Annotated in this window: 27 protein-coding genes and 17 tRNA genes; 33 read left to right on the forward strand and 11 right to left on the reverse strand. The window is 46.9% G+C overall.

Annotated features, from left to right (window positions below; genetic code table 11):
* Positions 1-7: 7 nt before the first annotated feature.
* The 17 genes from QNI08_RS19030 (at position 8) to QNI08_RS19110 (ending at position 1,590) form a co-directional block, all read left to right on the forward strand.
* Positions 8-82, forward strand: a tRNA-Gly gene (locus QNI08_RS19030).
* A 12-nt stretch (positions 83-94) separates the two neighbouring features.
* Positions 95-183: transfer RNA gene (locus QNI08_RS19035), tRNA-Leu, on the forward strand.
* A gap of 9 nt (positions 184-192) precedes the next feature.
* Positions 193-269 (forward strand) — tRNA-Arg (locus QNI08_RS19040).
* An 8-nt stretch (positions 270-277) separates the two neighbouring features.
* Positions 278-354, forward strand: a tRNA-Pro gene (locus QNI08_RS19045).
* 17 nt (positions 355-371) lie between these two features.
* Positions 372-447 (forward strand) — tRNA-Ala (locus QNI08_RS19050).
* 28 nt (positions 448-475) lie between these two features.
* A tRNA-Met gene (locus tag QNI08_RS19055) sits at positions 476-552 on the forward strand.
* Positions 553-562: 10 nt separating this feature from the next.
* Positions 563-639, forward strand: a tRNA-Ile gene (locus QNI08_RS19060).
* 22 nt (positions 640-661) lie between these two features.
* Positions 662-754, forward strand: a tRNA-Ser gene (locus QNI08_RS19065).
* A 72-nt stretch (positions 755-826) separates the two neighbouring features.
* Positions 827-900: transfer RNA gene (locus QNI08_RS19070), tRNA-Met, on the forward strand.
* Positions 901-906: 6 nt separating this feature from the next.
* Positions 907-982: transfer RNA gene (locus tag QNI08_RS19075), tRNA-Asp, on the forward strand.
* Positions 983-1,008: 26 nt separating this feature from the next.
* Positions 1,009-1,084: transfer RNA gene (locus QNI08_RS19080), tRNA-Phe, on the forward strand.
* A 16-nt stretch (positions 1,085-1,100) separates the two neighbouring features.
* Positions 1,101-1,176: transfer RNA gene (locus tag QNI08_RS19085), tRNA-His, on the forward strand.
* 4 nt (positions 1,177-1,180) lie between these two features.
* Positions 1,181-1,254: transfer RNA gene (locus QNI08_RS19090), tRNA-Gly, on the forward strand.
* A 5-nt stretch (positions 1,255-1,259) separates the two neighbouring features.
* Positions 1,260-1,336 (forward strand) — tRNA-Ile (locus tag QNI08_RS19095).
* A 12-nt stretch (positions 1,337-1,348) separates the two neighbouring features.
* Positions 1,349-1,423, forward strand: a tRNA-Asn gene (locus tag QNI08_RS19100).
* A gap of 1 nt (position 1,424) precedes the next feature.
* Positions 1,425-1,515: transfer RNA gene (locus QNI08_RS19105), tRNA-Ser, on the forward strand.
* 3 nt (positions 1,516-1,518) lie between these two features.
* Positions 1,519-1,590, forward strand: a tRNA-Glu gene (locus QNI08_RS19110).
* Positions 1,591-1,631: 41 nt separating this feature from the next.
* Here QNI08_RS19110 and QNI08_RS19115 read toward each other — a convergent pair.
* On the reverse strand, positions 1,632-2,381 hold the full coding sequence (locus tag QNI08_RS19115) for a TraR/DksA C4-type zinc finger protein (RefSeq protein WP_285768974.1): 750 nt from the start codon (positions 2,379-2,381) through the stop codon (positions 1,632-1,634).
* A 130-nt stretch (positions 2,382-2,511) separates the two neighbouring features.
* Entirely contained in the window at positions 2,512-3,432 is a 921-nt protein-coding gene (locus QNI08_RS19120) for a 1,4-dihydroxy-2-naphthoate polyprenyltransferase (protein ID WP_285768975.1), read from the reverse strand.
* 297 nt (positions 3,433-3,729) lie between these two features.
* On the opposite strand from QNI08_RS19120, the gene QNI08_RS19125 reads away from it, so the two are divergent.
* The 7 genes from QNI08_RS19125 to QNI08_RS19155 all read left to right on the forward strand — a co-directional run bounded on the left by QNI08_RS19125 (position 3,730) and on the right by QNI08_RS19155 (position 11,500).
* Positions 3,730-5,139 carry an isochorismate synthase gene (locus QNI08_RS19125; RefSeq protein WP_285768976.1) on the forward strand — a complete coding sequence of 470 codons (1,410 nt, stop codon included), beginning with the start codon at positions 3,730-3,732 and terminating at the stop codon, positions 5,137-5,139.
* Positions 5,132-6,883: a 2-succinyl-5-enolpyruvyl-6-hydroxy-3-cyclohexene-1-carboxylic-acid synthase gene (gene menD, locus QNI08_RS19130; RefSeq protein ID WP_285768977.1), complete on the forward strand. Its 1,752-nt coding sequence runs from the start codon at positions 5,132-5,134 to the stop codon at positions 6,881-6,883. The genes QNI08_RS19125 and menD overlap by 8 nt, the downstream gene beginning before the upstream one ends.
* Positions 6,880-7,686 carry a 2-succinyl-6-hydroxy-2,4-cyclohexadiene-1-carboxylate synthase gene (gene menH / locus QNI08_RS19135; RefSeq protein WP_285768978.1) on the forward strand — a complete coding sequence of 269 codons (807 nt, stop codon included), beginning with the start codon at positions 6,880-6,882 and terminating at the stop codon, positions 7,684-7,686. Before menD ends, menH begins: the two co-directional genes overlap by 4 nt.
* A gap of 13 nt (positions 7,687-7,699) precedes the next feature.
* Entirely contained in the window at positions 7,700-8,518 is an 819-nt protein-coding gene (menB, locus tag QNI08_RS19140) for a 1,4-dihydroxy-2-naphthoyl-CoA synthase (RefSeq protein ID WP_285768979.1), read from the forward strand.
* A gap of 84 nt (positions 8,519-8,602) precedes the next feature.
* Positions 8,603-10,084, forward strand: coding sequence for an o-succinylbenzoate--CoA ligase (locus QNI08_RS19145; RefSeq protein WP_285768980.1), 1,482 nt, complete (start codon positions 8,603-8,605; stop codon positions 10,082-10,084).
* Complete coding sequence (gene menC / locus QNI08_RS19150) at positions 10,081-11,184, forward strand: o-succinylbenzoate synthase (RefSeq protein WP_285768981.1); 1,104 nt, start codon at positions 10,081-10,083, stop codon at positions 11,182-11,184. The genes QNI08_RS19145 and menC overlap by 4 nt, the downstream gene beginning before the upstream one ends.
* A 169-nt stretch (positions 11,185-11,353) precedes the next feature.
* Positions 11,354-11,500: a hypothetical protein gene (locus QNI08_RS19155; RefSeq protein ID WP_285768982.1), complete on the forward strand. Its 147-nt coding sequence runs from the start codon at positions 11,354-11,356 to the stop codon at positions 11,498-11,500.
* Positions 11,501-11,528: 28 nt separating this feature from the next.
* Here QNI08_RS19155 and QNI08_RS19160 read toward each other — a convergent pair whose 3' ends face one another.
* Both QNI08_RS19160 and QNI08_RS19165 read right to left on the reverse strand, forming a co-directional pair.
* A complete protein-coding gene (locus QNI08_RS19160; protein ID WP_285768983.1) occupies positions 11,529-12,224 on the reverse strand; it encodes a response regulator in 696 nt (231 codons plus the stop codon).
* Complete coding sequence (locus tag QNI08_RS19165) at positions 12,217-13,827, reverse strand: ATP-binding protein (RefSeq protein ID WP_285768984.1); 1,611 nt, start codon at positions 13,825-13,827, stop codon at positions 12,217-12,219. The genes QNI08_RS19160 and QNI08_RS19165 overlap by 8 nt, the downstream gene beginning before the upstream one ends.
* Before the next feature lie 141 nt (positions 13,828-13,968).
* Here QNI08_RS19165 and QNI08_RS19170 point away from each other — a divergent pair, with 141 nt between their 5' ends.
* Positions 13,969-15,033, forward strand: a complete 1,065-nt coding sequence (locus QNI08_RS19170) for a DctP family TRAP transporter solute-binding subunit (RefSeq protein ID WP_285768985.1) — start codon at positions 13,969-13,971, stop codon at positions 15,031-15,033.
* Between the two features lie 42 nt (positions 15,034-15,075).
* On the opposite strand, the gene QNI08_RS19175 is transcribed toward QNI08_RS19170, so the two are convergent.
* Together QNI08_RS19175 and yidD are read right to left on the reverse strand one after the other, a co-directional pair.
* Positions 15,076-16,050: a metal ABC transporter solute-binding protein, Zn/Mn family gene (locus QNI08_RS19175; RefSeq protein WP_285768986.1), complete on the reverse strand. Its 975-nt coding sequence runs from the start codon at positions 16,048-16,050 to the stop codon at positions 15,076-15,078.
* 120 nt (positions 16,051-16,170) lie between these two features.
* The gene (yidD, locus tag QNI08_RS19180; protein ID WP_483313798.1) at positions 16,171-16,392 is read right to left on the reverse strand and encodes a membrane protein insertion efficiency factor YidD; all 222 of its coding nucleotides are present in this window, start codon (positions 16,390-16,392) and stop codon (positions 16,171-16,173) included.
* A 207-nt stretch (positions 16,393-16,599) separates the two neighbouring features.
* Between yidD and QNI08_RS19185 the strand changes: the two genes are divergently transcribed.
* Positions 16,600-17,073, forward strand: a complete 474-nt coding sequence (locus QNI08_RS19185; protein ID WP_056521223.1) for an S-ribosylhomocysteine lyase — start codon at positions 16,600-16,602, stop codon at positions 17,071-17,073.
* Positions 17,074-17,088: 15 nt separating this feature from the next.
* On the opposite strand, the gene ytzI is transcribed toward QNI08_RS19185, so the two are convergent.
* Entirely contained in the window at positions 17,089-17,250 is a 162-nt protein-coding gene (gene ytzI / locus QNI08_RS19190) for a YtzI protein (RefSeq protein WP_285768988.1), read from the reverse strand.
* Between the two features lie 124 nt (positions 17,251-17,374).
* Here ytzI and QNI08_RS19195 point away from each other — a divergent pair, with 124 nt between their 5' ends.
* The gene (locus QNI08_RS19195; RefSeq protein ID WP_061142082.1) at positions 17,375-17,815 is read left to right on the forward strand and encodes a Dps family protein; all 441 of its coding nucleotides are present in this window, start codon (positions 17,375-17,377) and stop codon (positions 17,813-17,815) included.
* A 102-nt stretch (positions 17,816-17,917) separates the two neighbouring features.
* Here the strand turns inward: QNI08_RS19195 and QNI08_RS19200 are convergent, their stop codons facing one another.
* Positions 17,918-18,175, reverse strand: coding sequence for a DUF6154 family protein (locus QNI08_RS19200; protein ID WP_285768989.1), 258 nt, complete (start codon positions 18,173-18,175; stop codon positions 17,918-17,920).
* A 236-nt stretch (positions 18,176-18,411) separates the two neighbouring features.
* Between QNI08_RS19200 and QNI08_RS19205 the strand changes: the two genes are divergently transcribed.
* The 3 genes from QNI08_RS19205 (at position 18,412) to QNI08_RS19215 (ending at position 19,668) form a co-directional block, all read left to right on the forward strand.
* The gene (locus tag QNI08_RS19205; RefSeq protein ID WP_285768990.1) at positions 18,412-18,762 is read left to right on the forward strand and encodes a hydrolase; all 351 of its coding nucleotides are present in this window, start codon (positions 18,412-18,414) and stop codon (positions 18,760-18,762) included.
* 90 nt (positions 18,763-18,852) lie between these two features.
* Positions 18,853-19,332, forward strand: a complete 480-nt coding sequence (gene ytkD, locus QNI08_RS19210) for an RNA deprotection pyrophosphohydrolase (RefSeq protein WP_285768991.1) — start codon at positions 18,853-18,855, stop codon at positions 19,330-19,332.
* Positions 19,333-19,518: 186 nt separating this feature from the next.
* On the forward strand, positions 19,519-19,668 hold the full coding sequence (locus QNI08_RS19215) for a hypothetical protein (protein WP_285768992.1): 150 nt from the start codon (positions 19,519-19,521) through the stop codon (positions 19,666-19,668).
* Positions 19,669-19,915: 247 nt separating this feature from the next.
* On the opposite strand, the gene QNI08_RS19220 is transcribed toward QNI08_RS19215, so the two are convergent.
* From QNI08_RS19220 to QNI08_RS19230, 3 genes are read right to left on the reverse strand one after another with little or no spacing between them, the layout of a single operon-like run.
* The gene (locus tag QNI08_RS19220; protein WP_285768993.1) at positions 19,916-20,707 is read right to left on the reverse strand and encodes an ABC transporter permease; all 792 of its coding nucleotides are present in this window, start codon (positions 20,705-20,707) and stop codon (positions 19,916-19,918) included.
* Positions 20,697-21,467: an ABC transporter ATP-binding protein gene (locus tag QNI08_RS19225; protein ID WP_285768994.1), complete on the reverse strand. Its 771-nt coding sequence runs from the start codon at positions 21,465-21,467 to the stop codon at positions 20,697-20,699. Before QNI08_RS19225 ends, QNI08_RS19220 begins: the two co-directional genes overlap by 11 nt.
* A gap of 26 nt (positions 21,468-21,493) precedes the next feature.
* Complete coding sequence (locus QNI08_RS19230) at positions 21,494-22,486, reverse strand: ABC transporter substrate-binding protein (protein ID WP_285768995.1); 993 nt, start codon at positions 22,484-22,486, stop codon at positions 21,494-21,496.
* A gap of 132 nt (positions 22,487-22,618) precedes the next feature.
* On the opposite strand from QNI08_RS19230, the gene QNI08_RS19235 reads away from it, so the two are divergent.
* From QNI08_RS19235 to QNI08_RS19245, 3 genes are all read left to right on the forward strand, one after another.
* A complete protein-coding gene (locus QNI08_RS19235) occupies positions 22,619-23,410 on the forward strand; it encodes an alpha/beta hydrolase family protein (protein WP_285768996.1) in 792 nt (263 codons plus the stop codon).
* Positions 23,411-23,456: 46 nt separating this feature from the next.
* The gene (locus QNI08_RS19240) at positions 23,457-23,699 is read left to right on the forward strand and encodes a DUF2584 domain-containing protein (protein ID WP_285768997.1); all 243 of its coding nucleotides are present in this window, start codon (positions 23,457-23,459) and stop codon (positions 23,697-23,699) included.
* A 221-nt stretch (positions 23,700-23,920) separates the two neighbouring features.
* Complete coding sequence (locus tag QNI08_RS19245) at positions 23,921-24,691, forward strand: TSUP family transporter (protein ID WP_285768998.1); 771 nt, start codon at positions 23,921-23,923, stop codon at positions 24,689-24,691.
* Positions 24,692-24,700: the final 9 nt, after the last annotated feature.

The following is a 24,700-nucleotide window of genomic DNA, read 5'->3' on the forward strand; positions in this document are numbered from 1 at the left end:
CTTTCATGCGGAAGTAGTTCAGTGGTAGAATACAACCTTGCCAAGGTTGGGGTCGCGGGTTCGAATCCCGTCTTCCGCTCCACTTTTCGTATGTGCCGGGGTGGCGGAACTGGCAGACGCACAGGACTTAAAATCCTGCGGTAGGTGACTACCGTACCGGTTCGATTCCGGTCCTCGGCACCATCTCAATATGCGCCCGTAGCTCAATTGGATAGAGCATCTGACTACGAATCAGAAGGTTGTAGGTTCGACTCCCGCCGGGCGCACCATATTTTTGCGGGAAGTAGCTCAGCTTGGTAGAGCACTTGGTTTGGGACCAAGGGGTCGCAGGTTCGAATCCTGTCTTCCCGACCACGTGATTTTTAAAGAATGGGGCCTTAGCTCAGCTGGGAGAGCGCCTGCCTTGCACGCAGGAGGTCAGCGGTTCGATCCCGCTAGGCTCCACCATTTTTTAATCAGAATCTTATATTATATTGGCGGTGTAGCTCAGCTGGCTAGAGCGTACGGTTCATACCCGTGAGGTCGGGGGTTCGATCCCCTCCGCCGCTACCAATAAATATAAGGACCTTTAGCTCAGCTGGTTAGAGCAGACGGCTCATAACCGTCCGGTCGTAGGTTCGAGTCCTACAAGGTCCACCATATATGTTTTTTCTAAAGCCATGGAGGTATACCCAAGTTCGGCTGAAGGGATCGGTCTTGAAAACCGACAGGGGAGTCAAATCCCGCGGGGGTTCGAATCCCTCTACCTCCTCCATTTTCAAAAAAGCAGCAAGGCAAATCAACAATACATACAAAAACTTGATGCTAATCGATTCATTTTTACCGTCGCGGGGTGGAGCAGTCCGGTAGCTCGTCGGGCTCATAACCCGAAGGTCGCAGGTTCAAATCCTGTCCCCGCAATTATTAGGTCCCGTGGTGTAGCGGTTAACATGCCTGCCTGTCACGCAGGAGATCGCGGGTTCGATTCCCGTCGGGACCGCCATTTTTTGAAAAAATCATCTAATATGTGGCTCAGTAGCTCAGTCGGTAGAGCAAAGGACTGAAAATCCTTGTGTCGGCGGTTCGATTCCGTCCTGAGCCACCATTTCTGGAATATTACGGCGATTGTGGCGAAGTGGTTAACGCACCTGATTGTGGTTCAGGCATTCGTGGGTTCGATTCCCATCAGTCGCCCCATTTCGCGGGTGTAGTTTAGTGGTAAAACCTCAGCCTTCCAAGCTGATGATGAGGGTTCGATTCCCTTCACCCGCTCCAAATATGGGCCTATAGCTCAGCTGGTTAGAGCGCACGCCTGATAAGCGTGAGGTCGATGGTTCGAGTCCATTTAGGCCCACCATATTCATATTGTTCCGCAGTAGCTCAGTGGTAGAGCATTCGGCTGTTAACCGAACGGTCGTAGGTTCGAGTCCTACCTGCGGAGCCATGGGGAAGTACTCAAGAGGCTGAAGAGGCGCCCCTGCTAAGGGTGTAGGTCGCGCGAGCGGCGCGAGGGTTCAAATCCCTCCTTCTCCGCCAGTTGGCCCGTTGGTCAAGCGGTTAAGACACCGCCCTTTCACGGCGGTAACACGGGTTCGAATCCCGTACGGGTCATAACAAAAAAGGAAGCATACATCATGTATGCTTCTTTTTTTTCATTTCTTTTCATTAAGGTAGCTATCTGCTTGCCTGTAGGGAATGTCACCAAGGTTGGAATCAATATTTTTATCTTCCAGTGTATCCTCATATTCCTTTTGCCTTTTGTTCGGTATATCCACTTTATTTTTACCTTCGATATCATTTGCGGCAAAGCCTTCATAATCTTCGGGAAATCCATTCGTTTCATCTTCGTTCCGATAAAGGTCATTATAGTCCCCATGGTCACCTGTATAATCGGATGGTGTTTCGGATGTACCGAATTTGGCGACTTCACCGAAGCTATCTTCTTTATCGACGATCTCCTGCCCATGACGGTTTTCGAAATCATCACCCTTGGATGGGATCAATATATCCTCCTCGACCGGCCGATCTTGTACATTGATTCGTTCAGGTGCATGCTCGACACAATAAAGCGTGCTTGGGATGGCTTCAAGGCGTTCAAAGGGGATTTCCCTCCGGCAGGTTTTGCAATGGCCATACGAGCCTTCTTCGATTGCATTCAAAGCATCTTCGATTTTGTTCATTTCCGCTTGGGCATGTTCATCCAGTGCTTGATTGCGTTCCATTTCGAATAACTCGGTGCCAAGGTCGGCGGGATGATTATCATAGGAAGATAATTCCCCGACAGATTCCGTCTGGCTTTTATTCAGCAGCGTTCCTTCATCATCTTGTATCCTGTTTTCAAGCTCCGTTTTTTCCTGAAGCAGTTCCTTATTTAATGTTTGTATTTGTTGTTTGGTTGGCATAGTTCCTACACTCCTTCTAAAATACTGGTAAGATGGTTGTATTATCTATTACCCGAATTGGCGTATAGGAAAACAAAATGAAACGGAAGATAGAAAAAAGGACTGAGTCGGATGAACTCAGTCCTGTGGGTTAAATGAGATAGCTGATGAATAAACCGATTGCCATTAGCAGCCCAAAGAAGGTGTTGGTTTGAGCCGTAGCTTTCATTGCCGGCACCATCGTGATCGGCTGCGTTTTACCCACGAAGCCTTTGACTGCCTTCATCGCTTTAGGGATGCTTAGGAAGGCAAGGAGTATCCATGCTGTTACGGTTCCGGTAACGACCAGGCCAACCAGCCATAAGTATGAAAAGGCGAACATGATGGCCATGAAGGTCAGGGCGTGTTTCCTTCCCATCACTACGGGCATCGTTTTACGGCCGTGTGCCTTATCTCCATCATGGTCACGGAGGTTATTGGATAAATTGATCAATCCGACTAAAACCCCGCTCGGTATGGCAATCAAAATGGCAGTCGAGGAAACATAGCCGGTTTGAATGAAAAAGGCGATCAAAATGATCAGAAAGCCCATGAACAGCCCTGAAAAAAGTTCCCCAAAAGGAGTATAAGAAATGGGCAGCGGACCTCCTGTATAAAGATAGCCGACAAGCATACAAACCAGTCCTACTGCAGCAAGCCACCAAGACGATGAGGCGCAAATGTAGATGCCAAGCAGCAAGGCGATGGCATACATGCCAAGTGCCAAGGTCATGATGAGCTTGGGGGTCATGCCATGGCGTACGATGCCGCCGCCGATGCCAACCGACTCCTCGGTATCCAAGCCCCTTTTGAAATCATAGTATTCATTGAATAAGTTCGTTGCAGCCTGGATCAGGATGCTGGCGATCATCATGGCAGCGAATAGCAGCCAATCGACGCCATCTTCCAAAAGCGCAATCACCGTTCCAAGCAGGACAGGAACAAAAGCTGCGGTTAGTGTATGTGGACGAATTAACTCCCACCAAATCTTCCAAGTCCGTTTCATGGGAAGTCCGTCATATTCTGTTTGCATTATTTCTCTCCTCAAAATCAGTATTGGTACTCTCGAAATTATATCAAATATTAAAATGTTGCACAAAAGTTACCCTATTAAATGTAGGAAAAGTGGTGACGGATGTCAATAGAATGAGGCGGTGCTTCACTTCCAAATTCAAGGATGATTCGCTTCATTTGCTAAGATTCATATAATAAGGAAAAAAGCGGGCAAGTCTCGTCTGGAAAAGGGGCGTTTTATTGACATCAGGTTGACGGGAGGTGTATCTTTAAATAGGTTAAAAAGCTTTTAAAATGTACATTTGGGGGGATTTTTTTGGCTATCTCGAAAGAAACTGAACAGTTTCAGGGGCTGGCTTCAGCTATACAAAAGGCGAAGGACTTGAATGATCAAGTTCTATTCAGTCATATTAAGAAAATTCCATGCACCAACCCCCTTTCATTTTATCAAGCTGGAAGAGAACGGTATGCGGGTGAACGCTTTTTTTGGGAGGATCCTGCAAAGGAAATAACCATCACCGGTTTAGGCAATGTTAAGAAACTCAAAGCGGCAGCGAATGCCGAACGTTATAGAGAAGTCGAAAAAAGCTGGATCGAACTGCAGGGAAATGCTGTAAAAACGGGAGTGGCGAATATAGAAGCGACAGGTCCTCTCCTGTTTGGGGGCTTTTCTTTTGATTATGAATCCAACAGTACGCTCCTTTGGAATCAATTCGGGGACAACCTGTTTTATATACCTGCCTTCATGCTCTCAATAGTGGGGAAACAAGCTTACTTAACGACAAACTTACTTTGTTCGCCCGATGATTCAGAAAAACTCTTCAGAGACATGATAAATGAACGGGAAGCTTTCCTTTTCGAAAGCTTGGATGAACCGCTATGCGGGACTAACTCTCTTGTTAAGCAGAGGGAGATAGAGCCGGAGCAATGGAAGCGTACGGTAACGGAGGCGGTAGAGGAAATCAAGGCGACGGAACTCGATAAGATTGTATTGGCCAGGGAACTGAGGCTTACATTCGATCACTCCATCGATTCGGCGAAGGTGCTTGAGCAATTGATTGCTGAGCAGCCATTAAGCTATATTTTCGGTATGGAAGCGGGCGGTGACTGCTTTGTCGGCGCCACCCCAGAACGCTTGATTAAGAAGCAAGGAAATGATGTCTTTTCCACTTGTCTCGCAGGTTCGATCGGGCGGGGAAAAGATGAGCAGGAAGATGTGAGCCTTGGCAATGAATTGCTCCATGACGAAAAGAATTTGCAAGAGCACCAATACGTCGTGTCGATGATTTCCAATGCCTTTGATGCTGTTTGTGAAAAGGTCATCGTTCCGGGCGGACCGGAGCTCATGAAAAACCGTCATATCCAGCATTTGTATACACCGGTACGCGGTGTCGCAAAGGAAGGCGTCACGATTTTACAATTCGTTGAGAACCTCCATCCCACACCTGCCATGGGCGGTCTGCCTAAAGAAAAGGCCGTTAGCCGGATCCGGGAAATGGAAGGGCTTGAACGCGGCTTCTATGCAGGGCCGCTGGGCTGGATGGATACGTACGGAAACGGGGAATACGCTGTAGGAATACGCTCGGCCCTGATACAGGACAATGAGGCATCGCTGTTTGCGGGCTGCGGTGTAGTGGAGGATTCAGCTGCCGTGGCAGAGTTCAGGGAAACGGGGATTAAATTCAATCCGATGTTAAGTGCTTTAGGAGGAAATCTTAATGAATGACCGAGATGCATTGACAGCATATGCTGCTTCATTTGTCGATGAGCTGGCAGAAAACGGGGTGAAGCATGTGGTGGTGAGCCCAGGTTCACGATCCACGCCGCTCGCTTTATTGCTGGTGGAACATCCTGATATCGAAATTCATATTAATGTGGATGAGCGTTCGGCCGCTTTTTTTGCCCTTGGTATGGCCAAGGTCTTAAAAAAGCCTGTCGGACTTCTTTGTACGTCCGGTACTGCGGCAGCTAATTTTTACCCCGCCGTCATCGAGGCTTTCTATTCAAGGGTGCCGCTTATTGTGCTCACCGCTGATCGTCCGCATGAGCTGCGTGATGTAGGTGCCCCGCAGGCCATCGACCAGATCCATCTATATGGGAAGCAAGTGAAATGGTTTGTCGAAATGGCCCTTCCGGAAAGCACCGATGAGATGATCCGGTATGCAAGAACGGTTGGTGCAAGGGCGGTCGCTGCAGCAGCAGCAGAACCCGCCGGGCCCGTGCACTTGAATTTCCCGCTTCGCGAGCCGTTAATACCGAATCTGGAGCAAGCGAAGGATTTCAGGCAAAAGCAACTGGCTCCTTCCGTATTGATCGAGAGTGGAATGCGCTCGCTTTCTGCCTCCCAAATCGAGTCTGTCGCTGCCACTTTGTCACAGGCGAAGCAAGGGCTGATTGTATGCGGCGAATTACCGGACCCTGAAATGAAGGAGGCCATTGTTGCTTTAGCGGAAACGCTTGCTTTTCCGATATTGGCTGATCCTCTTTCCCAGCTTAGAAGCGGAAGCCACGATAAAGGTGTCATAATGGATACGTACGATACCTTTTTGCGTGATGAAGCGGCAAAAGCAGTCTTCAATCCGGATGTGATTGTACGATTCGGTGCCATGCCTGTGTCAAAGCCGTTATTGCAATTCATGAAAAAACAACAACAGGCCATCACCCTCGTCGTTGACGGCGGTGCAGGCTGGCGCGAACCAGCAGGCTTGGCGACGAACATGATTTACTGTGAGGAGAGTGACTTCTGTCAGCGGGTCGGGCAAAGAATTACCCGTGCAGCAGGAGATGAATGGCTGCGCTTATGGCAAACCGTCAACGGAGCCGCGAAAAATGCATTGGCTTCCGTCCTCGATGAAGCGGAGTTAAGCGAAGGTAAGCTGTTCGCCCTGCTTGCCGATATGCTGCCGCATGGATCCACCCTGTTTGTCGGAAATAGTATGCCGATCAGGGACTTGGATACCTTCTTCATGAATAATGAAAAAAGAATCAGGACGATGGCCAATCGGGGCGCAAATGGCATTGATGGTGTCGTGTCCACCGCGCTGGGAGTAAGCACGGTGGCGGAAAATACCGTGCTTGCGATTGGTGATCTAAGCTTTTTCCATGATATGAATGGCTTGCTTGCAGCCAAGCTGCAAAAACAGAACATCACGATTTTATTGATCAATAATGATGGGGGCGGCATTTTCTCTTTCTTGCCGCAAGCTAATGAGCGGGAACATTTCGAAACGCTTTTCGGGACGCCGCATGGCCTTGATTTTTCCCATACAGCCAAGCTTTACGGCGGCAGGTACAACAAAGTGCAAACGTGGGATGATCTGAAGAGGGCATTTACCGAGTCTTTTGAGACTCAGGGCTTGAAGATCATCGAGGTACCGACAGAAAGGGAATCCAATTTGCAGAAGCATCGAAATTTGTGGAGTCATGTTTCCCAGGAAATAAAATTGGTGATAGACAGGGAAATATCATGAATATTGTCAGCGGTGATGCCGTTTATGCTGTAGAAATAACGGGAAATGGGGAACCATTGGTATTATTGCATGGATTTACGGGGAATCGCGATACGTGGAAATTCCTCATCCCAATCCTGAAGGACCACACGCTGATCATGGTCGACATTATCGGACATGGCATGTCTGCAGCGCCTGCCGACCCAGGACGATATGAGATGGACCGCGTTGCTGAAGATATCAAGCATATCCTGGACGAGCTGCATTTCCCGAAAGCTCATATCCTCGGATACTCGATGGGAGGCAGGCTTGCGCTTGCATTTGCCTGCTTGTATCCTGAATATGTCGAAACCTTGATATTAGAGAGTTCATCACCCGGTCTCGCGACGGCGGAGGAGCGGGAAACGCGCAAGCGAAATGATCGGAAGCTGGCCGAACGGATCCTTGAATTCGGCCTGGAGGCATTCGTGGATCATTGGGAAGACATCCCGCTTTTTGAAAGCCAGCAACGCTTGCCAGCCAAAACCAAGTCTGCCATCCGGAAGCAGCGGCTGGCTAATGACCCTGCCGGTCTTTCCAATAGCCTCCTTGGCATGGGGACAGGCAGCCAAGCTTCCTATTGGGGAGATTTGCAAGCACTTGATTTTCCAGTCCTGCTCCTAACCGGGGAATTCGATCCGAAGTTTTGTGGCATTGCGAACTTGATGGATAAGAAACTTGGGCATGCAGAATGGAAAATAATAAATGGGGCCGGTCATGCGATTCATGTGGAAGATGGAGAAAAGTTTGGTAAAATAATAAGTGAGTTCTTAAAGCGAAATTAAAGGAGGAATTTAAATGACGATTCAATGGGAAACTATACGTGAGTATGACGAAATCTTATACGAAAAATATAATGGGATTGCGAAAGTATCGATCAACCGGCCGCATGTACATAATGCATTCACGCCAAAAACGACGGCGGAAATGATCGATGCATTCGCAAGGGCACGTGATGATTCAAGCATCGGTGTCATCATTTTAACGGGAGTGGGCGGCAAAGCCTTCTGTTCGGGCGGAGACCAAAAAGTGCGCGGTAATGGCGGATATGTTGGCGACGATAACATTCCACGTCTAAACGTGCTTGATTTGCAGCGCTTGATCCGCGTGATTCCAAAACCGGTCGTGGCGATGGTGGCAGGTTATGCAATCGGCGGAGGCAATGTCTTGAATGTGGTCTGTGACTTGACGATTGCCGCTGACAATGCCGTCTTTGGACAAACAGGACCGAATGTGGGCAGCTTCGATGCTGGCTATGGCTCTGGCTACCTGGCGCGTATCGTTGGTCATAAAAAGGCTCGTGAAATCTGGTACCTGTGCCGTCAATACAATGCCCAGGAAGCATTGGATATGGGATTGGTGAATACGGTCGTGCCATTGGATCAATTGGAGGCGGAAACGGTTAAATGGTGTGAAGAAATGCTTGAGAAGAGCCCGACGGCACTTCGCTTCCTGAAAGCCGCAATGAATGCCGACACCGATGGCCTTGCAGGTCTTCAACAATTGGCTGGTGACGCTACATTACTATACTATACAACTGATGAAGCAAAAGAAGGCCGCGATGCATTCAAGGAAAAACGCAATCCGGACTTTGGACAATTCCCGCGTTTCCCTTAATGGACATGCACGAAAAAGACCGACAGCTTGGCGGATCATCCGCCGGGCTGTTTTCTATATTTAAATGAAGGAGGGGAAGCGGATATGGCAGAAGAAAAGTTGCCAAACTGGCTCAAAAACCGAGCGCATCTTACACCGGATCGCCCGGCAATCGAGTTTGAAGGCCGAACGTATAGCTTTCTTGAGCTGCATACATGTTCGGAGAAGATGGCGGGAAGGCTGGCAGGCGTTGGTCTCAAGGCTGGCGATACATGTGCAGTCTTGCTCCGTAACCATATGGACGGCGTTGTAGCCATCCATGCACTATTTCATCTCGGTGTGAAGATCGTAATGCTCAATAATAAATTAACGGCAAAAGAATTGTCTTGGCAGATCGGCGACAGTGGTGCCGCCTATTTGGTCTCGGAAGGTTCCTTCTCAAGCAAGCTTGAAGATATTGGCGGTATTGTACCTGATTTGCCCGTCCTTTCAATGGAGCAATTGCCGGTTGAAGGAGCGGCAGAGATCATTGAGGAATTTTATTTGGAGGATCCCGCTACGATCATGTATACATCAGGAACGACGGGAAATCCGAAGGGTGTGATCCAAACCTTCGGCAATCATTGGTGGAGTGCCGTCGGATCAGTATTGAACCTTGGTTTGCATGAGGATGATTCGTGGTATTGTGCGGTTCCGATCTTTCATATCAGCGGATTATCGATCCTGATGAAAAGCGTGATTTATGGCATGAAGGTCGTTTTGGCCGAGAAGTTCGATGAACGCGATGCGAACCGGGCCATCCAGGAAAATGGCGTGACGACCATTTCGGTCGTGACGACGATGCTGAATAGGATGGTGCATGATTTGGAGGAAGCGAGCTATCCCGACTCCTTTCGCTGTATCCTTTTAGGCGGAGGTCCGGCACCAATTCATTTACTGGAAGCTTGCAAGGATAAGGACATTCCCGTCTACCAATCATATGGGATGACGGAAACATCTTCCCAGATCGTGACGCTGGCACCGGAATACAGCATGACGAAAATCGGTTCAGCAGGTAAACCCCTATTTCCTTCGCAGTTACGGATCGAGCAGGACGGCAAATCTTGTGGACCGGGTGAGGCGGGGGAAATCGTCGTTTCGGGACCGAATGTGACAAAAGGCTATTTCAATCGTTTGGATGCGACGCAAAGGGCGATCGTAGACGGTTGGCTGTATACGGGAGATCTTGGTTATCTGGATGATGAAGGTTTTTTATATGTACTTGACCGGCGATCGGATCTGATCATATCCGGCGGTGAAAATGTTTATCCGGCCGAGATCGAAAACGTCCTAAGCAAGCATCCGGCTGTTTTCGAAGCGGGTGTGACGGGGACAGAAGATGAAAAATGGGGACAGGTGCCACTCGCTTTTGTCGTCTTGCATCAAGGGGCAGAGCTAAGTGAAAGCGACCTGCTTGATTATTGCAGGCAATCACTGGCTTCATATAAAATCCCCCGGAGCGTGATTTTTTGCAAGAGTCTTCCGCGAAATGGGGCCAGCAAGCTGCTCAGAAGGGAATTGAAGCAGGGAATGGAGGAAGGGCAATGAAGGTATCGTCCATTACGCTAAAGGTCATCAAGGCCCCTTTGAAGCAGCCATTCAAGACGCATCTCGAGACGGTGACAGACAGGGAAGCGATCATTGTCGAAGCGAAAGATAAGGATGGACTGATTGGATACGGGGAAGCTGTGCCCTTTACGAGCCCTTGGTATACAGAGGAAACGATTAAAACATGCTATCATATGCTGGAGGATTTCTTGATCCCGTTGACATTGACAAGTCCGCTTCAACATCCGGGGGAGCTTCAGGGACTATGGCGCGGGATCAGGCGCAATGCGATGGCAAAGTCGGCGTTGGAGCAGGCCATCTTCGATCTATACGCGAAGCAGAACGAAACCTATCTTGGCCGGCTGTTTGGCGGTGAAAGAAGGGAGGTCGCCGCAGGCGTGGTGATTGCTTCCAATAATGTGGAAGAGGCGATGCGCCAGATCGATGGCTTTTCTGGATCGGGTTATCGACGATATAAGATAAAAATCGACCCTCTTCATGATATCGAATTTTTATCGCATATACGCGATGCGTTTCCCGACATCCCGCTAATGGCGGATGCCAATTCTGCTTACACCCTCGATGACATCGCTCATCTGCAAAAGCTTGATGAATATAAACTGATGATGATCGAGCAGCCACTGGGACATGACGACATCGTGGAACATTCACGATTGCAATCAAAGCTGCAAACGCCGATTTGCCTCGATGAGAGCATCAATTCCTATCATGATGCCAGTAGTGCCCTCACACTTGGGAGCTGCGGGGTGATCAACATCAAGATGGCAAAAGTCGGCGGATGGACGGAAGCGGTCAGGATCCACGATCTTTGTGCCGAAAATGACGTACCGGTTTGGTGTGGCGGAATGATTGAATTCGGCATATCGCGAGCCCATAATATTGCGCTTGCCACATTGAAGGGATTCACGATTCCAGGGGATATATCTTCCTCGTCCCGCTATTGGGAAGGTGATATCATCGATCCGGAAGTCGTCGTCAAGGATGGGCTGATCCAGGTCCCTGAAAAGGCCGGAATCGGTTTCTCCATCAATGAAAAGCGGCTCAAGGCATTGACCACATACAGTCAAATGTATAGGTGAAAACAGTAAAAGCGAGCCCATTCTATATTCACTTTCTTCAAAGCGATCCATTCAAGGAAAGAGACCGAGCTGCATTTTTTTCGGAAAATGGGGCTTTGTCTATTTTTTCTTCAATGGATTTTTTTGTATAATGAAATAAAATATAGAAAATAAGAGAGGAAGGGAGAACATGAAAAAACCGTATTTGATTGCGGAAATTCTATTTAGAAGGGGCATGCCCGACTGCGTCATTAAAGAAGTGACGGGGCTGGCGGACTGTGAATTGCTTCTGTTGAAGAGAAAGTGGGGACTGTATGATCGCAGGACTGGAGCGTAAGGGAACCGTGCTACGGTCCCCATGCAAATCAAGTTTTTTTCACCCGATACCGATTGACCGGGCGGCCGACGCTGCCATACTGAACATCAAGCAAAAGCACATCTTCGCCATGTAAGTATTCCAAATAACGCCGGGCTGTCACCCTGGCAATGCCAATCCCGTCAGCGACCTCTTCCGCCGATAAAGACCCTGGCGTGGTTTTTATGTACTTCGTCACCTGGTCAAGTGTTGCGCCATTCAATCCTTTGGGTACTTCGGATTTCGGAACCGGATCAGTGGGTGTTTCATTTTGAAAGAGAATTCGATCAAGCTCAGTTTGAGAGATGTGATGGTCAGGTTCAACCTCCATCCGAAAAGCAAAATATTGTTCCAGCGTATGTTTTAGCCTTTCGAACTTAAATGGCTTGATTAAATAATCGAAAGCCCCGTTTTGTATCATTTTTCGGATGGTTTTCTGATCATTGGCCGCTGAAATGATAATCACATCCACATCGATTCGTTCTTTCCTTATCTGATAAAGGGTATCGATCCCGTTTAAGGAAGGCATGAAGATGTCCAAAATCACAAGATCGGGAGCGGACTGCCTGATTTTATCCAGGCCTTCAAGTCCATTCGAAGCCGTATCAACGACCATAAAGGCAGGCAGGCGCTCGATGAACTGTTTATTGACCTCTTGGACCATTGGATCGTCCTCAATTAGAAGTACACGAATTTTATTAGCCATGTTGGTTCTCCTCTATATCGTGCATCGGAAAAGAAAGAAAAAAGCTGGTTCCTTCATTGGGACGTGTCGTGAATGTCAGTTCGCCCTTCGCTTTTTTTACGATTTGATCTATTAGATAAAGACCAATTCCTGATCCGTCCGCACCTTTTGTCGTAAATCCATATTCAAAAATCTCTCCATGTATCTCCTCGTCGATGCCTGGGCCGTTATCCTCCAGTACGATTTGGCAATGATGTTCGTCCTGATAGACAGATAGATAGACCTGCTTTGGGTCTTCCCTGCAGCTTTTTAGAGCGGCAAACGAATTTTCGATTAAGTTCCCGATGATCAAAACAAAATCGTGATGATCCATATCGGCAGGGAACCGGTCCAATTTCGTATGCTTGTCGATGATGAGTTCGATTCCCAGCTCACGCCCCAAAGAGATCTTGCTCAAGATAAGCCCGACTAAATTATCATCGTGGATGTGCTTCGTTAAAAACCGGGTCAATTCCTCTTGCTCCTCGGTGATTTGAAATATATATTGCAGTGCATCGTCCAACTTCCCAAGCTGGATTAATCCAGCAATCGTATGGAGTTTATTCATATGTTCGTGGTTTTGAACACGCAGGGCTTCGACGAATGCCTTGACGCTGGTCAACTCTTCGGCGAGCTTCGTCACATCGGTGCGGTCCTGGAAAATCGCGACGGCGCCGATGGTCCTCTCCGCAAGCTTGATGGGCACCCGGTTGCTGACGATATTCCTGTTCTGAACGGATATTTCCTGATTGAAGATGGGGGAAGTCCGGTCCAGCACTTCCGGAAGCCGGGTATCGTGGATGATGTCATTGATATTCCGGCCGATGACATCCCCGCTGATATCGAGCATCTGCTTCGCCTTTTCATTGAAAATCGTGATGGTCTGATTGTTATCAATGGCGATGACCCCTTCATGCATGGCATTGAAGGCAGCTGTCCTTTCGACCAGCATCCGGGAAATTTCATGCGGTTCAAGCTGGAAGGTTTCTTTTTTGATCCTCCTTGCCATGAGCCATGAGCCACAAACCCCGAACAGGAGTGTAAGGAAGAGGGTGATCGCGATATCACCTTTGAGATCCTTGATCAATTCCGGTATCGTCGGCAAAATGTTCCCGACAAGAACGACACCGATCTGCTCGTTATCTTCATCGAGGATGGGAACAAAGGCACGTAAGGCAATGCCAAGCTCCCCGGCTGCCTTGGAAAGGTATTCATGTTCAGCGAATGCGGCACTTTCATCGGCGCTGTTGGAGGTGGTCCCCAATTGGCTGAACACTGGGTGGGAATAGCGTATATGCTGATTATTGAGGACCACAATATAATCGGCTTGATGAATTTTCCTCAGGTTTTCGATCATCGGGTTCAGCTGCAGCCAGCCTTCAGGTTCCCGGACCCATTTTTGGACATCGGGAAGTTCGGCAATGGTATGGGCAGTGATCATCGAGCGTTTGCCGATTTCATCTTCCCGGACGGAAACGATATTTCCAAATATAAAAATCCCGCCTATTAGGATTGAAAATGCGACGATTACGAATGACAGCAGGGTGATCTTCAATTGAATCGGCATATGAAAGGATTTATCCATGATTTTTCCTCCAGTACTTCTACCTTTAATAGTAACAGAATTTCTGACTCTTTTCGCTATTTTTCACGCATTGTATTACGACAGGAAAAAGGCTGTGATAGAATAGATATCATGCGAAATGAGCGGTAAGGAGCTGTCGATATGCGAGAACTATCGGGGTATTTCCTCTTAATTGGCATCGGACTTTTGATAGCGATATATATTTCGTTTCAATCGTTCTTTGCGAGCTTTGGCTTCAATTTGCCGAGTGATGAAGAGCAGGAGGGCATGGAGGACCAAATCGTCATTAAATTCAGCCATGTCGTTGCCGAGAATACGCCTAAAGGGCTGGCTGCGAACCGGTTTGCCAAACTTGTCGATGAATATACCGACCATCGTGTCAAGATAGAGGTCCATCCGAATCAATCTTTATATAGCGATCATGAAGAAATCGATGCGTTACAAAAAAACAAAGTGCAGATGATAGCACCTACTACTTCCAAAGTTACGAATCTATCAAAAAAATGGCTGCTTTTGGATCTTCCCTACGTCTTTCCAACGGACGCTGCCTTGCAGGAAGCCTTGAATGGAGAGGTGGGGGAGGAGCTGCTTACATCGATGAATGTGATTGATATCGAAGGGCTTGCGTTCTGGTCGAATAACTACAAGCAAATGACAAGCAATAAACCGATCCGGCATCCGAGGGATCTATCAGGAAAGCATTTCAGGATCATGCCAAGTGCAGTCCTTCAAAGCCAATTCGCGCATTTTGGCGCATCCACCTCGGAGCTGGAATTCAATGATACATTCAAGAGCCTTGAAATCAATAAGACGGACAGCCAGGAAAATACGATTTCGAATATTTATTCCAAGAAATTATATGAGGTGCAAAAGTACTTAACCATCAGTGATCATGGCTATTTAGGATATGTCGTGTTGATAAATAAGCCGTTTTGGGATGAGCTTCCCCCGGATATCCGCAAGCAAATCCAGCGGGCAATGGATGATACGACGAAATGGCTGTGGGTCAAATCGCAGGAATTGAATCAGGAACAGCTCAAGGAAATCAAGCAAAAATCGAATATCGATATCCTTGAATTATCCGATCAAGAAAAAAAAGAGTGGATGTACGAAATGACCGTCATGTATCCCGAATTCGAATCGATGATCGGCCCGGAATTGATGCGGAAGATGGAGGGGATCCGTAAAAAGTATGTAGAGGAATAACCATAAAAAAGAAGCGGCCCGTTCAGGATCCGCTTCTTTTGCTTATTGCAATGCCGTTTGCAGGGTTTTAATATTTTTTTCCATTAAACTGAAGTAATCTTCACCCGCTTTGATATCATTATCCGTCAGCACGGAAAGGTTATGGAGCGTCAGCGATTTTGCTCCCATTTCCTTTTGGATGATCTCGGTAAGCTTGGAGCTGATATTTTGCTCAAAGATGACATAGTTCAAATCCTCATCATTGGCCATGGTCACGATTTTTGCCAGTTCCTTTTGGGAAGGCTCATTGGATGATGTTAACCCTGTGACGCCAATCTGTTCGAGGCCGTAGCGCTCCTCCCAATACCCGTAGGCTGAATGGGAAACGATGATTTTCTTGGTCCTGCCAGCTTCGATTGTCGTTGCTAATTTTTCATCAAGTGCGTTCAGCTTTTTAGCAAGCTCGTTGAAATGGCTGTTGAAATACTCCTTCTTATCAGGCATTTGCTTCGTCAATTCATCCCTGATGCTTTTGGCCATTTCGATGGAATAGATGGGATCTAACCACAGATGGGGATTGACGCCGCCATGATCATGACCGTCCTCTTCATGTTCATGCTCCTCTTCATGTGCATGCTCCTCTTCATGTGCATGCTCAGCTGCATCTGCATCCAGGTGAACCTTTTCACCTACAGCGACCGTTGTGACTCCCTCTTTGCTCAAAATTGGTTCTGCCTTGGTTACGAATCCTTCAAGATTATAGCCAATATAGAAAAACAGATCAGATTCGGCCATCTTTACAATATCCTTCTGTGATGGATCGAATGAATGCTCATCCGTTCCTGGAGGATAAACGGTATCGACGTTAACGTACTCCCCGCCAATCGCTTCCGCGAAATATTGTAATGGGTAAACCGTCGTGTATATATTCAAGGTCTCCTTTTTATCATCAGCGGTGTTTTTTTCCTTTGTGTTTCCGCAGGCTGACAACAGTAGCACTGTCACCAGGAAAAGCGGCAGCCATGCTCGTTTCTTCATTTGATTTGCTCCTTTATAATTCGGATTGATTACGATTTGTAATGTATGAGTAAAAACGAAATCATTACGATTTGACTTCTGTATAATACAAAAAAATGCGCAAGAAAGCAAGGCTTTTTTCTAATGGACATGATCTTTTTTCTTTTTTTCCGGAACTGGGTCGAAACCGCCTGGATGGAAAGGATGACATTTAAGGATCCGCACGAGGGCCAGCCAGCTTCCTTTAATCGGGCCAAACCGGTTGATCGCTTCCAGGCCATAGTGTGAACATGTCGGGTAAAAACGGCAGGTGGGCGGCTTTAATGGAGAAATGGCAAGTTGATAAAAACGAATGACGCCCATTAATATTTTTTTCAACAAAATGGTTCATCTCTTTTCCCGTAAAATTCATTGTCCTTCATTATAGCATATTTTCCTTTGTGCCAATAATGGTCAAGAAGGAATAAAATAAATAAAACCGATGGAAATAATAAGATTTGATTTAAAAGGATGAAATATATTGTCTTTCAAGGTAAAATAGAGAGGAAATACAATTAAGGAGTGAATGGAATGCCTTCAGTTGAAAGCTTTGAATTAGATCATAATGCTGTTAAAGCCCCGTATGTCAGACATTGCGGTGTCCATAAGGTCGGAACAGATGGTGTTGTCAATAAATTCGATATCCGTTTTTGCCAGCCGAACAAGCAAGCAATGAAGCCGGATACGATCCACACTTTGGAACACTTGCTTGCATTCAATATCCGTAAGCATTCTGAACGATACGACCATTTCGATATTATCGACATTTCGCCAATGGGATGCCAGACGGGTTATTACCTTGTTGTCAGCGGCGAGCCGACAGTAACGGAAATAATCGATGTCCTTGAAGACACTTTCAAGGATGCCGTTGAAATCACGGAAATCCCTGCTGCAAATGAAAAGCAATGCGGCCAAGCTAAGCTTCATGACCTTGAAGGAGCCAAGAAGTTAATGAATTTCTGGCTTTCACAAGATAAAGAAGATCTTCATAAAGTTTTCGGTTAATGAGAAAAAATCCTGTCATTTCGTGACAGGATTTTTTTCATTCTTCTCCTCTTCCTCTGACAAAGGGTCGATCGGATCGACTGTATGCTTGTAGCTGTACCCCTTCCCGATCGTCAGGATCGATAATGCCAAGACGATCAGAATCACCACAATGGAAATGACTAAAACCGTTATCATCCTTCACAGCTCCTATCGTTCACAATTTACGTTCATTTTAGCATAAGAAGCGCCCGGAATATGTTTCAATTTCAGAAATAGAGGGAATCATAGAAGTATAAACAACTTACGGAGGTAGATATTTATGGCTCAGAAAAAATTAGGGAAATTAGTGAACAAGGAAATTGCCAACTTCAGTGTCCTATATACAAAAATCCATAATTACCACTGGTTTGTGAATGGACCCCACTTCTTTGAACTTCACCAAAAATTGGAAGAGTTATATGTGGAAATTACAGCGAACTATGACGAATTGGCTGAACGGCTGCTGGCCATCGGTGAAAAACCAGTTGCTACCCTTAAAGAATACTTAGAATTGACGACCCTTGAAGAAGCGACGGGTAACGAAAATACGGAAGATATGGTTCAAAGCGTGATCAATGACTTTGAGAAGCTTTCTGAAGAGTTCCTTGAAATCATCGAGGCCGCTGAAGAGGAAGATCCAGTTACGGCTGATATGCTGACAAGCATGAAGAAAAGCTTCAATAAGCATGCATGGATGCTTCGTGCATACTTAGGACATTAAAATTGGCTGGAGGGCCCTGCTACGGCAGGGTTTTTTTCATGGAGTGAAAGAAACCAAACAAAAAGGCATCCATCGATAGAGGGACACCTGGAAAGGTATGTATTAATGGATATTCCGCGGCGGAAAATGCGTGGGTTTCGTATCGTCCAGACTATTCTGGGCAAACTTCCCTTTCAATGTTTCAATGATGTAAAGTCCCATTAGATTGGTTAGCTCTTGATCATCCATTTCTTGAAGTAATTCGAAAATCTCCTTACGGTCCAGCTGCTCCAAAACCGCAAACGTTAGCATATCAATATCTTCTTCATCACCAGTCAGCTTATTACGGTACATATTGTATAATTCTTCAATTAACTTCAAAACTTTTCACCTCACATTTGTTAGAAATCCGTTATCTCTTTATATGTAGGTTATCAAAAAAACCTCTGGGTGCATATAAAAATCTGAAGGGATGCTTGGGCTTATTATATGTTTTACCCTTTGAAAGATACTTTAATCTATTATTTAACATCTTTGCGTTCCTGTAAACAAATTTTTCCATTGTATGATGCGGCAAATTACGTGAAAAATAAGCGTAGGATAGTGGAAAGGGGTGGATGAATGTGTCTGAAAACAGGAAAAAATATTACATCTGGCTACCGACCGGGGAGATAACCCAAGATCGCGAGAGTTCTCCATGGAATTTCGAAATCGAGGCTACCGACAATGAAATCATCCAGTTACGTGAATTATTCGATTACAATTATTCTGTAGGGGAAGAAAATTTTTACCGAGCGCATATCCCTTACCTGCAATATCATTTCGATAGGGAAAACGACAAGCAGGATATCACCCTCCAAAAAATATATACAATGATCCATCAACTTGGCACGGAAGAGGGAAGAAGGCATATCGAAAGCATGGGAATTTTACAGGCAAAGCCGACGGACGATGGCCTCGAATATTGAGGGGCCATCGTTTTATTGCGATAGAGGAGGGATGGCGCTGGATAGTGCGTTTTTTTATCCATATAATGAATGAAGGAAGACAATTTTTATATGGAGAGAAGGGGAAATATGCAGCGGTTTTTCGACAAGAACGGATATATGGTGGAATGCTCAGAAAAAACCGTCTTCGGTGAATCATGGCATGTTTTCGTCCTCAGCAGGTACAGGGGAAAATGGGTCTTGACCCAGCATAAACGCCGGGGCCTGGAATTTCCGGGAGGCAAGCGGGAAGCAGGAGAGACGACCGAACAAGCAGCCATCAGGGAAGTGCATGAAGAAACAGGAGGAATCGTTGAACACCTGCAATTCTTGGGACAATACAAAGTCCATGATCCAACCAAGTCAATCGTTAAATCGATTTACTATGCCCAATTACGCAACCTGGAAAAGAAAGATACCTATCTCGAAACGAACGGGCCCATCCTTTTGGACGATCTTCCCGCCACACCCGGCGAAGAATTCAGCTTCATCATGAAAGATGAAATCGTCCCCTGGAGCATCTCCAAGCTAAAGGAAGCCAACCTGCTCTAGAAAGCGGGACTTGCTGTAAATAGCCGACTAGAGAAACCCCAATTGGCGAGTAAATGGCCGGAATTCGCGAGTAAACGGCCAAAATTGACGAGAAAAGAGCCAAAACTGGCAAGTAAACGGCCCGCAGATGTACAGTAAGCTCTGAATCTGGAGGGAAAGCGCCCAAATAAGGGTGTGAAACCCCAATTGGCGAGTAAATCGTCCAAACTCGCGAGTAAAAGTGCGAAATTGGCGAGTAAATGGCCAGAATTGGCGAGTAAACAGGCAAAATTGGCGAGTAAACAGCCCTCGCATGTAGAGTCAGCCCTGAATCTGGAGGGAAAGCGCCCAAAATAGGGGTGTGAAACCCCAATTGGCGAGTAAATCGTCCAAACTCGCGAGTAAAAGTGAGAAATTGGCGAGTAAATGGCCGGAATTGGCGAGTAAACAGGCAAAATTGGCGAGTAAACAGCCCTCGCATGTAGAGTCAGCCCTGAATCTGGAGGGAAAGCGCCCAAATAAGGGTGTGAAACCCCAATTGGCGAGTAAACGGCCAACTTCAATCAGTAAAAATGAAAACTGCCGACGGGTATCGGCAGTTGTGTCAGTCTTTTATGAGCTTGCGTTCGAGGAGTTCGACCAGTTGGTACATGATGGTGGCAAAGACGGCGATGATCATCAAGGCAAGCATGACGAGTGTGAAGTTGAAGACTTGAAAGCCATAAATGATGAGGTAGCCGAGTCCTTTTGCGGAGACAAGGAATTCGCCGACGATGACGCCGACCCAGGAGAGGCCGACATTGACTTTCAGGGTCGAGATGATGGTTGGGAAGGAGGCCGGTAATATGGCTTCCCTAAATGCTTGTGTTCTTGTTGCTCCAAAGGTTTGGAGGACCTTCAGATAGTTCGGGTCGACTTCGCGAAATGCGGTGTAGACAACGATGGTGGTGATGATGATGGAGATGATCGCCCCCATCGAGATGATGGATGGAAAGCCAGGACCGAATGCGACGATGATGATGGGTCCTAGTGCCACTTTTGGCATGGCATTCAAGATGACAAGGTAGGGATCCAGTGTTTTTGACAACCGGGGCGACCACCAAAGGAGCGATGCCAGGATCGTTCCTAGCAGTGTCCCGATGATGAAGCCGAGTACGGTTTCAAAGAGGGTCACGCCGGAATGGGAAAGCAGTGTGCCATCAGCTAATTTCTGTAGGAAAAGCTGCCATACTTTTGATGGTGAGCTGAAGATGAGCGGATCGATCCATTCCATCCGGGAAAAAAGCTCCCAGCTGCTGAAAAAAACAAGGAAAATCAAGATCTGATAAAGGCGGATGAGCCTGTTTTCCTTTTTCAAAGAGGTTTTATATTGTTTATGGAGTTGTTCAATATTCAAGGCTCTCAAGCTCCTTCCAGATCGTTTGAAAAAGAATCGGGTACTGTGGATGGTTGCGTGCATGGAAAGGCATCAGCCCGCGCAGTTCATCAGGAACCTCGAATGTTTTGTGCACTCTACCAGGATTCGGGGAAAATAGATAGATGCGGTCGCTCATGGCTATGGCTTCACCGATATCATGGGTGACGAGCACGGCTGTCTTTCCGAATGATTTCAGGGTTTCAAAAACAAGGTCCTCCAGCTTGAGCTTCGTTTGGTAATCAAGGGCCGAGAAGGGTTCATCAAGCAAAAGGATTTTTGGATCGACCGCAAGCGTCCGTGCCAATGCGGCTCTTTGCCTCATGCCTCCTGAAAGTTCACGGGGATATAATTTCCCGGTGCCTCCCAATCCAACATCACTCAATAGCTTCAGCGTTTTTATCCTTTCGAGACCCTCATCTTTTTTAATCAGCTTCAATCCCAGTAAGATATTTTCCTCGATCGTTTTCCATGGAAAGAGGTAATCCTGCTGCAGCATATAGCCGATCGAGGTGTCACTGTCGGCATCCAGCGGTTTATTTTCGAGCAGGATCTTTCCCGAGGTGGGCGGAAAAAGCCCGGCAATAATGGAAAGCAGGGTGGTTTTTCCGCAGCCGCTCGGACCTAGAAAAGAGACGAATTCACCTTTTTCAATGTCGAGGGAAATGTCCGCGAGTGCGGTCGCTGCCGTCTGATTTGAAAAATAAGTATGGTGAATGTCTTGGATTGTTAAAAAGCTCATGGACATCCTCCTTACTAGTAGCTAGGCTATTTTGCGGCTTTCTCTGCAAAATCGGTGTTGACCAATTTATCATGGCTGACTCGTGCTGGCAGTTCGCCGGCTTCATCCATGATGTTTTGCAAATTGTTCCATTCTTCTTCATCAAGAATGGGGTCGGTGGCAAAGGAGCCTTGTTCTTTGTAGCGGTTGATGACTGTTTCCATCGTTTCCGCATTGGTATCTTCGAAATACGGCTGGATGACCTTGGCGATTTCGGCGGCATCATGATCCTGGACCCATTTCTGTGCTTTCTGCAAGGCTCTCGTGAATTTTGCCACAGTCTCTTTGTCATCCTTCAAGTAGCTTGCTTTAGCCATATAAACGGTATAGGGGAGATGGCCGGACTCGGTGCCGAAAGAAGCGACGATATGGCCCTTTCCTTCTTTTTCAAACACGCTGGCTGTCGGTTCGAACAGCTGAACGAAATCGCCGGTTCCGGAAGCGAAGGCCGTGGCAATGTTCGCAAAGTCAATATTTTGGATGAGGGTCAAATCTGTTTTTGGGTCAATGTCATGCTTTTTCAATACATATTCGCCGGCCATCTGGGGCATTCCGCCTTTTCGCTGGCCCAGGAATGTGGAGCCCTTCAGCATCTCCCAATTGAAGTGATCGATTTTTTCACGTGAAACAAGAAACGTTCCATCCGTCTGGGTTAATTGGGCGAAATTGATGACGGGGTCTTTCGAGCCTTGTGACTGTACATAGATCGATGTTTCCGACCCAACAAGAGCGATATCCGCCCCACCGGACAGAAGCGCGGTCATGGTTTTGTCGCCGCCGGCCGTCGTTTTCAAATCAATTGTTAAGCCCTCATCCTCAAAAAAACCCTTTTCCATCGCTACGTATTGAGGTGTATAGAAAAGGGAGCGGGTCACTTCGGCCACCCTGACCGTATCCTTTTTGCCACAAGCACCGAGCGGAATGACCAGCACGCACAGAAGTAAAAATACGGCACCTGCTTTACACCATTTTTTCAACATTGCTTCCCCCTTGATAAATAGGTATTTTGCCTACAGTATCGTATGAAGGGAAGTGAAAAATGTGAATGCCTATCAGGGGATAAAAACAAGCGGATGTTTTACAATAAGAATGAAGAGAAAGGAGGGAGGAACTTGGAAAACGGAACGATCATTTCAAAACGGCGATTCCCATCACCGCATCCGCACATCCATCTTTATTCGGTTACATACATATCACAAGGGTTGAAGGTAAAGGGATTGCTTGCCGAACCGGTCGATGGCCAAGTTCATGATGCCTTCTTATACTTACGCGGCGGGATAAAAAATGTCGGAAAGGTAAGGCCTGCAAGGATCGTTCAGTATGCAGCGGAGGGCTTCATCGTGTTCGCCCCATTTTATCGCGGCAATCAAGGCGGTGAGGGGGACGAGGATTTTGCCGGCGAAGATCGATTCGATGCGATATCAGGCTTCAACCTGCTTGAACAGCATCCGCGGGTAAACAAGGATCACATCCATATCCTCGGATTTTCCCGCGGCGGCATCATGGCGCTATGGACTGGGATCCACTGCAGGAGCGCAGCGTCAATCGTCACATGGGGAGGCGTGTCGGATATGTTCTTGACCTATGTCGAACGGGTCGACATGCGTCGGATGATGAAACGGGTGATCGGCGGCACTCCGACAAAATGCCCTGATCAGTATGAATACCGTACACCCTTATTTGCGATTGAAGATCTGGATGTTCCCGTCCTGATCATTCACGGTGAAAAAGATGCTAATGTGGACATCGAACACGCCTATCGGCTGGAGAAGAGAATGAAGCTGCATGATAAAGAAGTCGAAAGCTGGTATTTCCCTCCATTCACCCATTACTTCCCACCTGCCGTCAACCGCAAAGTAGTCGAAGATTTAACATCTTGGATGAAAAATAAAACCAAAAAATGATAGAATGAAGTATAATCCAAGCATATTGCAAGAGGAGGAGATTCACATGGGCATGCCCATCGAACTCAACACGATGATCGTAACAAAAGGTAATGAGATTCGCGAAGAAGAAAATGTTTTTCGGCTGGCTAAAAGCGGGTACCGGTTATACCCGATCGATATCCCGATCGATGTACGCAAAACGATCCAATCCGATACAAGCGGAACGGCCGTTATTCAAAAAGTCGAATGGACCGGTGAAAAAACCATCATTACGTACGAATTGCTATCACTGAACTCCACTAACTAACGAAATCGAAGCGCTTGCGGCAGGATTTTTTACTGCAGGCGCTTTTTTTGATTGAGTTGGCGACCATTCATCCGTACGATCAGGTCATGCGTCCTTCCATGCCTTCGCTGTTTTCAGAGCAATGTCACTGGGAGATTCCATTTTTGGAAGGATTGCCACGAAAAAAATGGTAAGATGGGAACGGGGCCGGACAAGAGGAAGCTTTATTAAGGGGGGAAAATATGGAGGATATCAACCTCTATACGTTGTTGTTTTTAATGCTTGCGGGCTTTGTTGCGGCATTCATCGATTCGGTTGTGGGCGGCGGGGGATTAATTGCGATTCCAGCGCTATTGTTCACGGGGATCTCACCTTCAGCGGCATTGGCCACGAATAAGCTTGCAGGTACGATGGGATCTTTAACGAGCACGATTTCATTCATTCGCGCGGGAAAAGTGGACTTTACTTTTGTCATCAAGCTGTTTCCCATTACCGTGATAGGAGCGGCATTGGGTGCCTATATTGTTCATTTCGTTTCTGCAGAGGTATTAAAGCCCCTCATTTTGATTCTTTTGGTCATCGTCGCAGTTTATACGGTGCTAAAAAAGGATTGGGGGAGAGAGGCTAAGTATAAGGGGCTGACAAGGAAGAAAATGCTCCTGCTGATCGGCATAATCTTTGCCATTGGTTTTTATGATGGGTTTCTTGGACCGGGGACTGGTTCCTTTTTATTATTTTCATTTTTAATCATAGGGTTTGATTTTGTCCAGGCTGCCGGAAACGCAAGGATTTTGAATTTTGGCAGCAATATCGCTGCACTTATCATTTTTTTATCGATGGGGACCGTCAATTTCGCCTATGGAATTCCAATGGGGCTGGCCATGGTATGCGGGGCGTTGGTCGGAACGAACTTCGCCATCAAAAAAGGAGCTTCTTATGTGCGAATCCTTTTCATTTGCGTCACCATTTTGTTGATCGGGAAAAATATCCTGAATTATTTTCATGTGCTATGAAAAAATGGC

It is taken from the genome of Peribacillus folii (genome assembly GCF_030271255.1).
Lineage (GTDB): Bacteria > Bacillota > Bacilli > Bacillales > DSM-1321 > Peribacillus.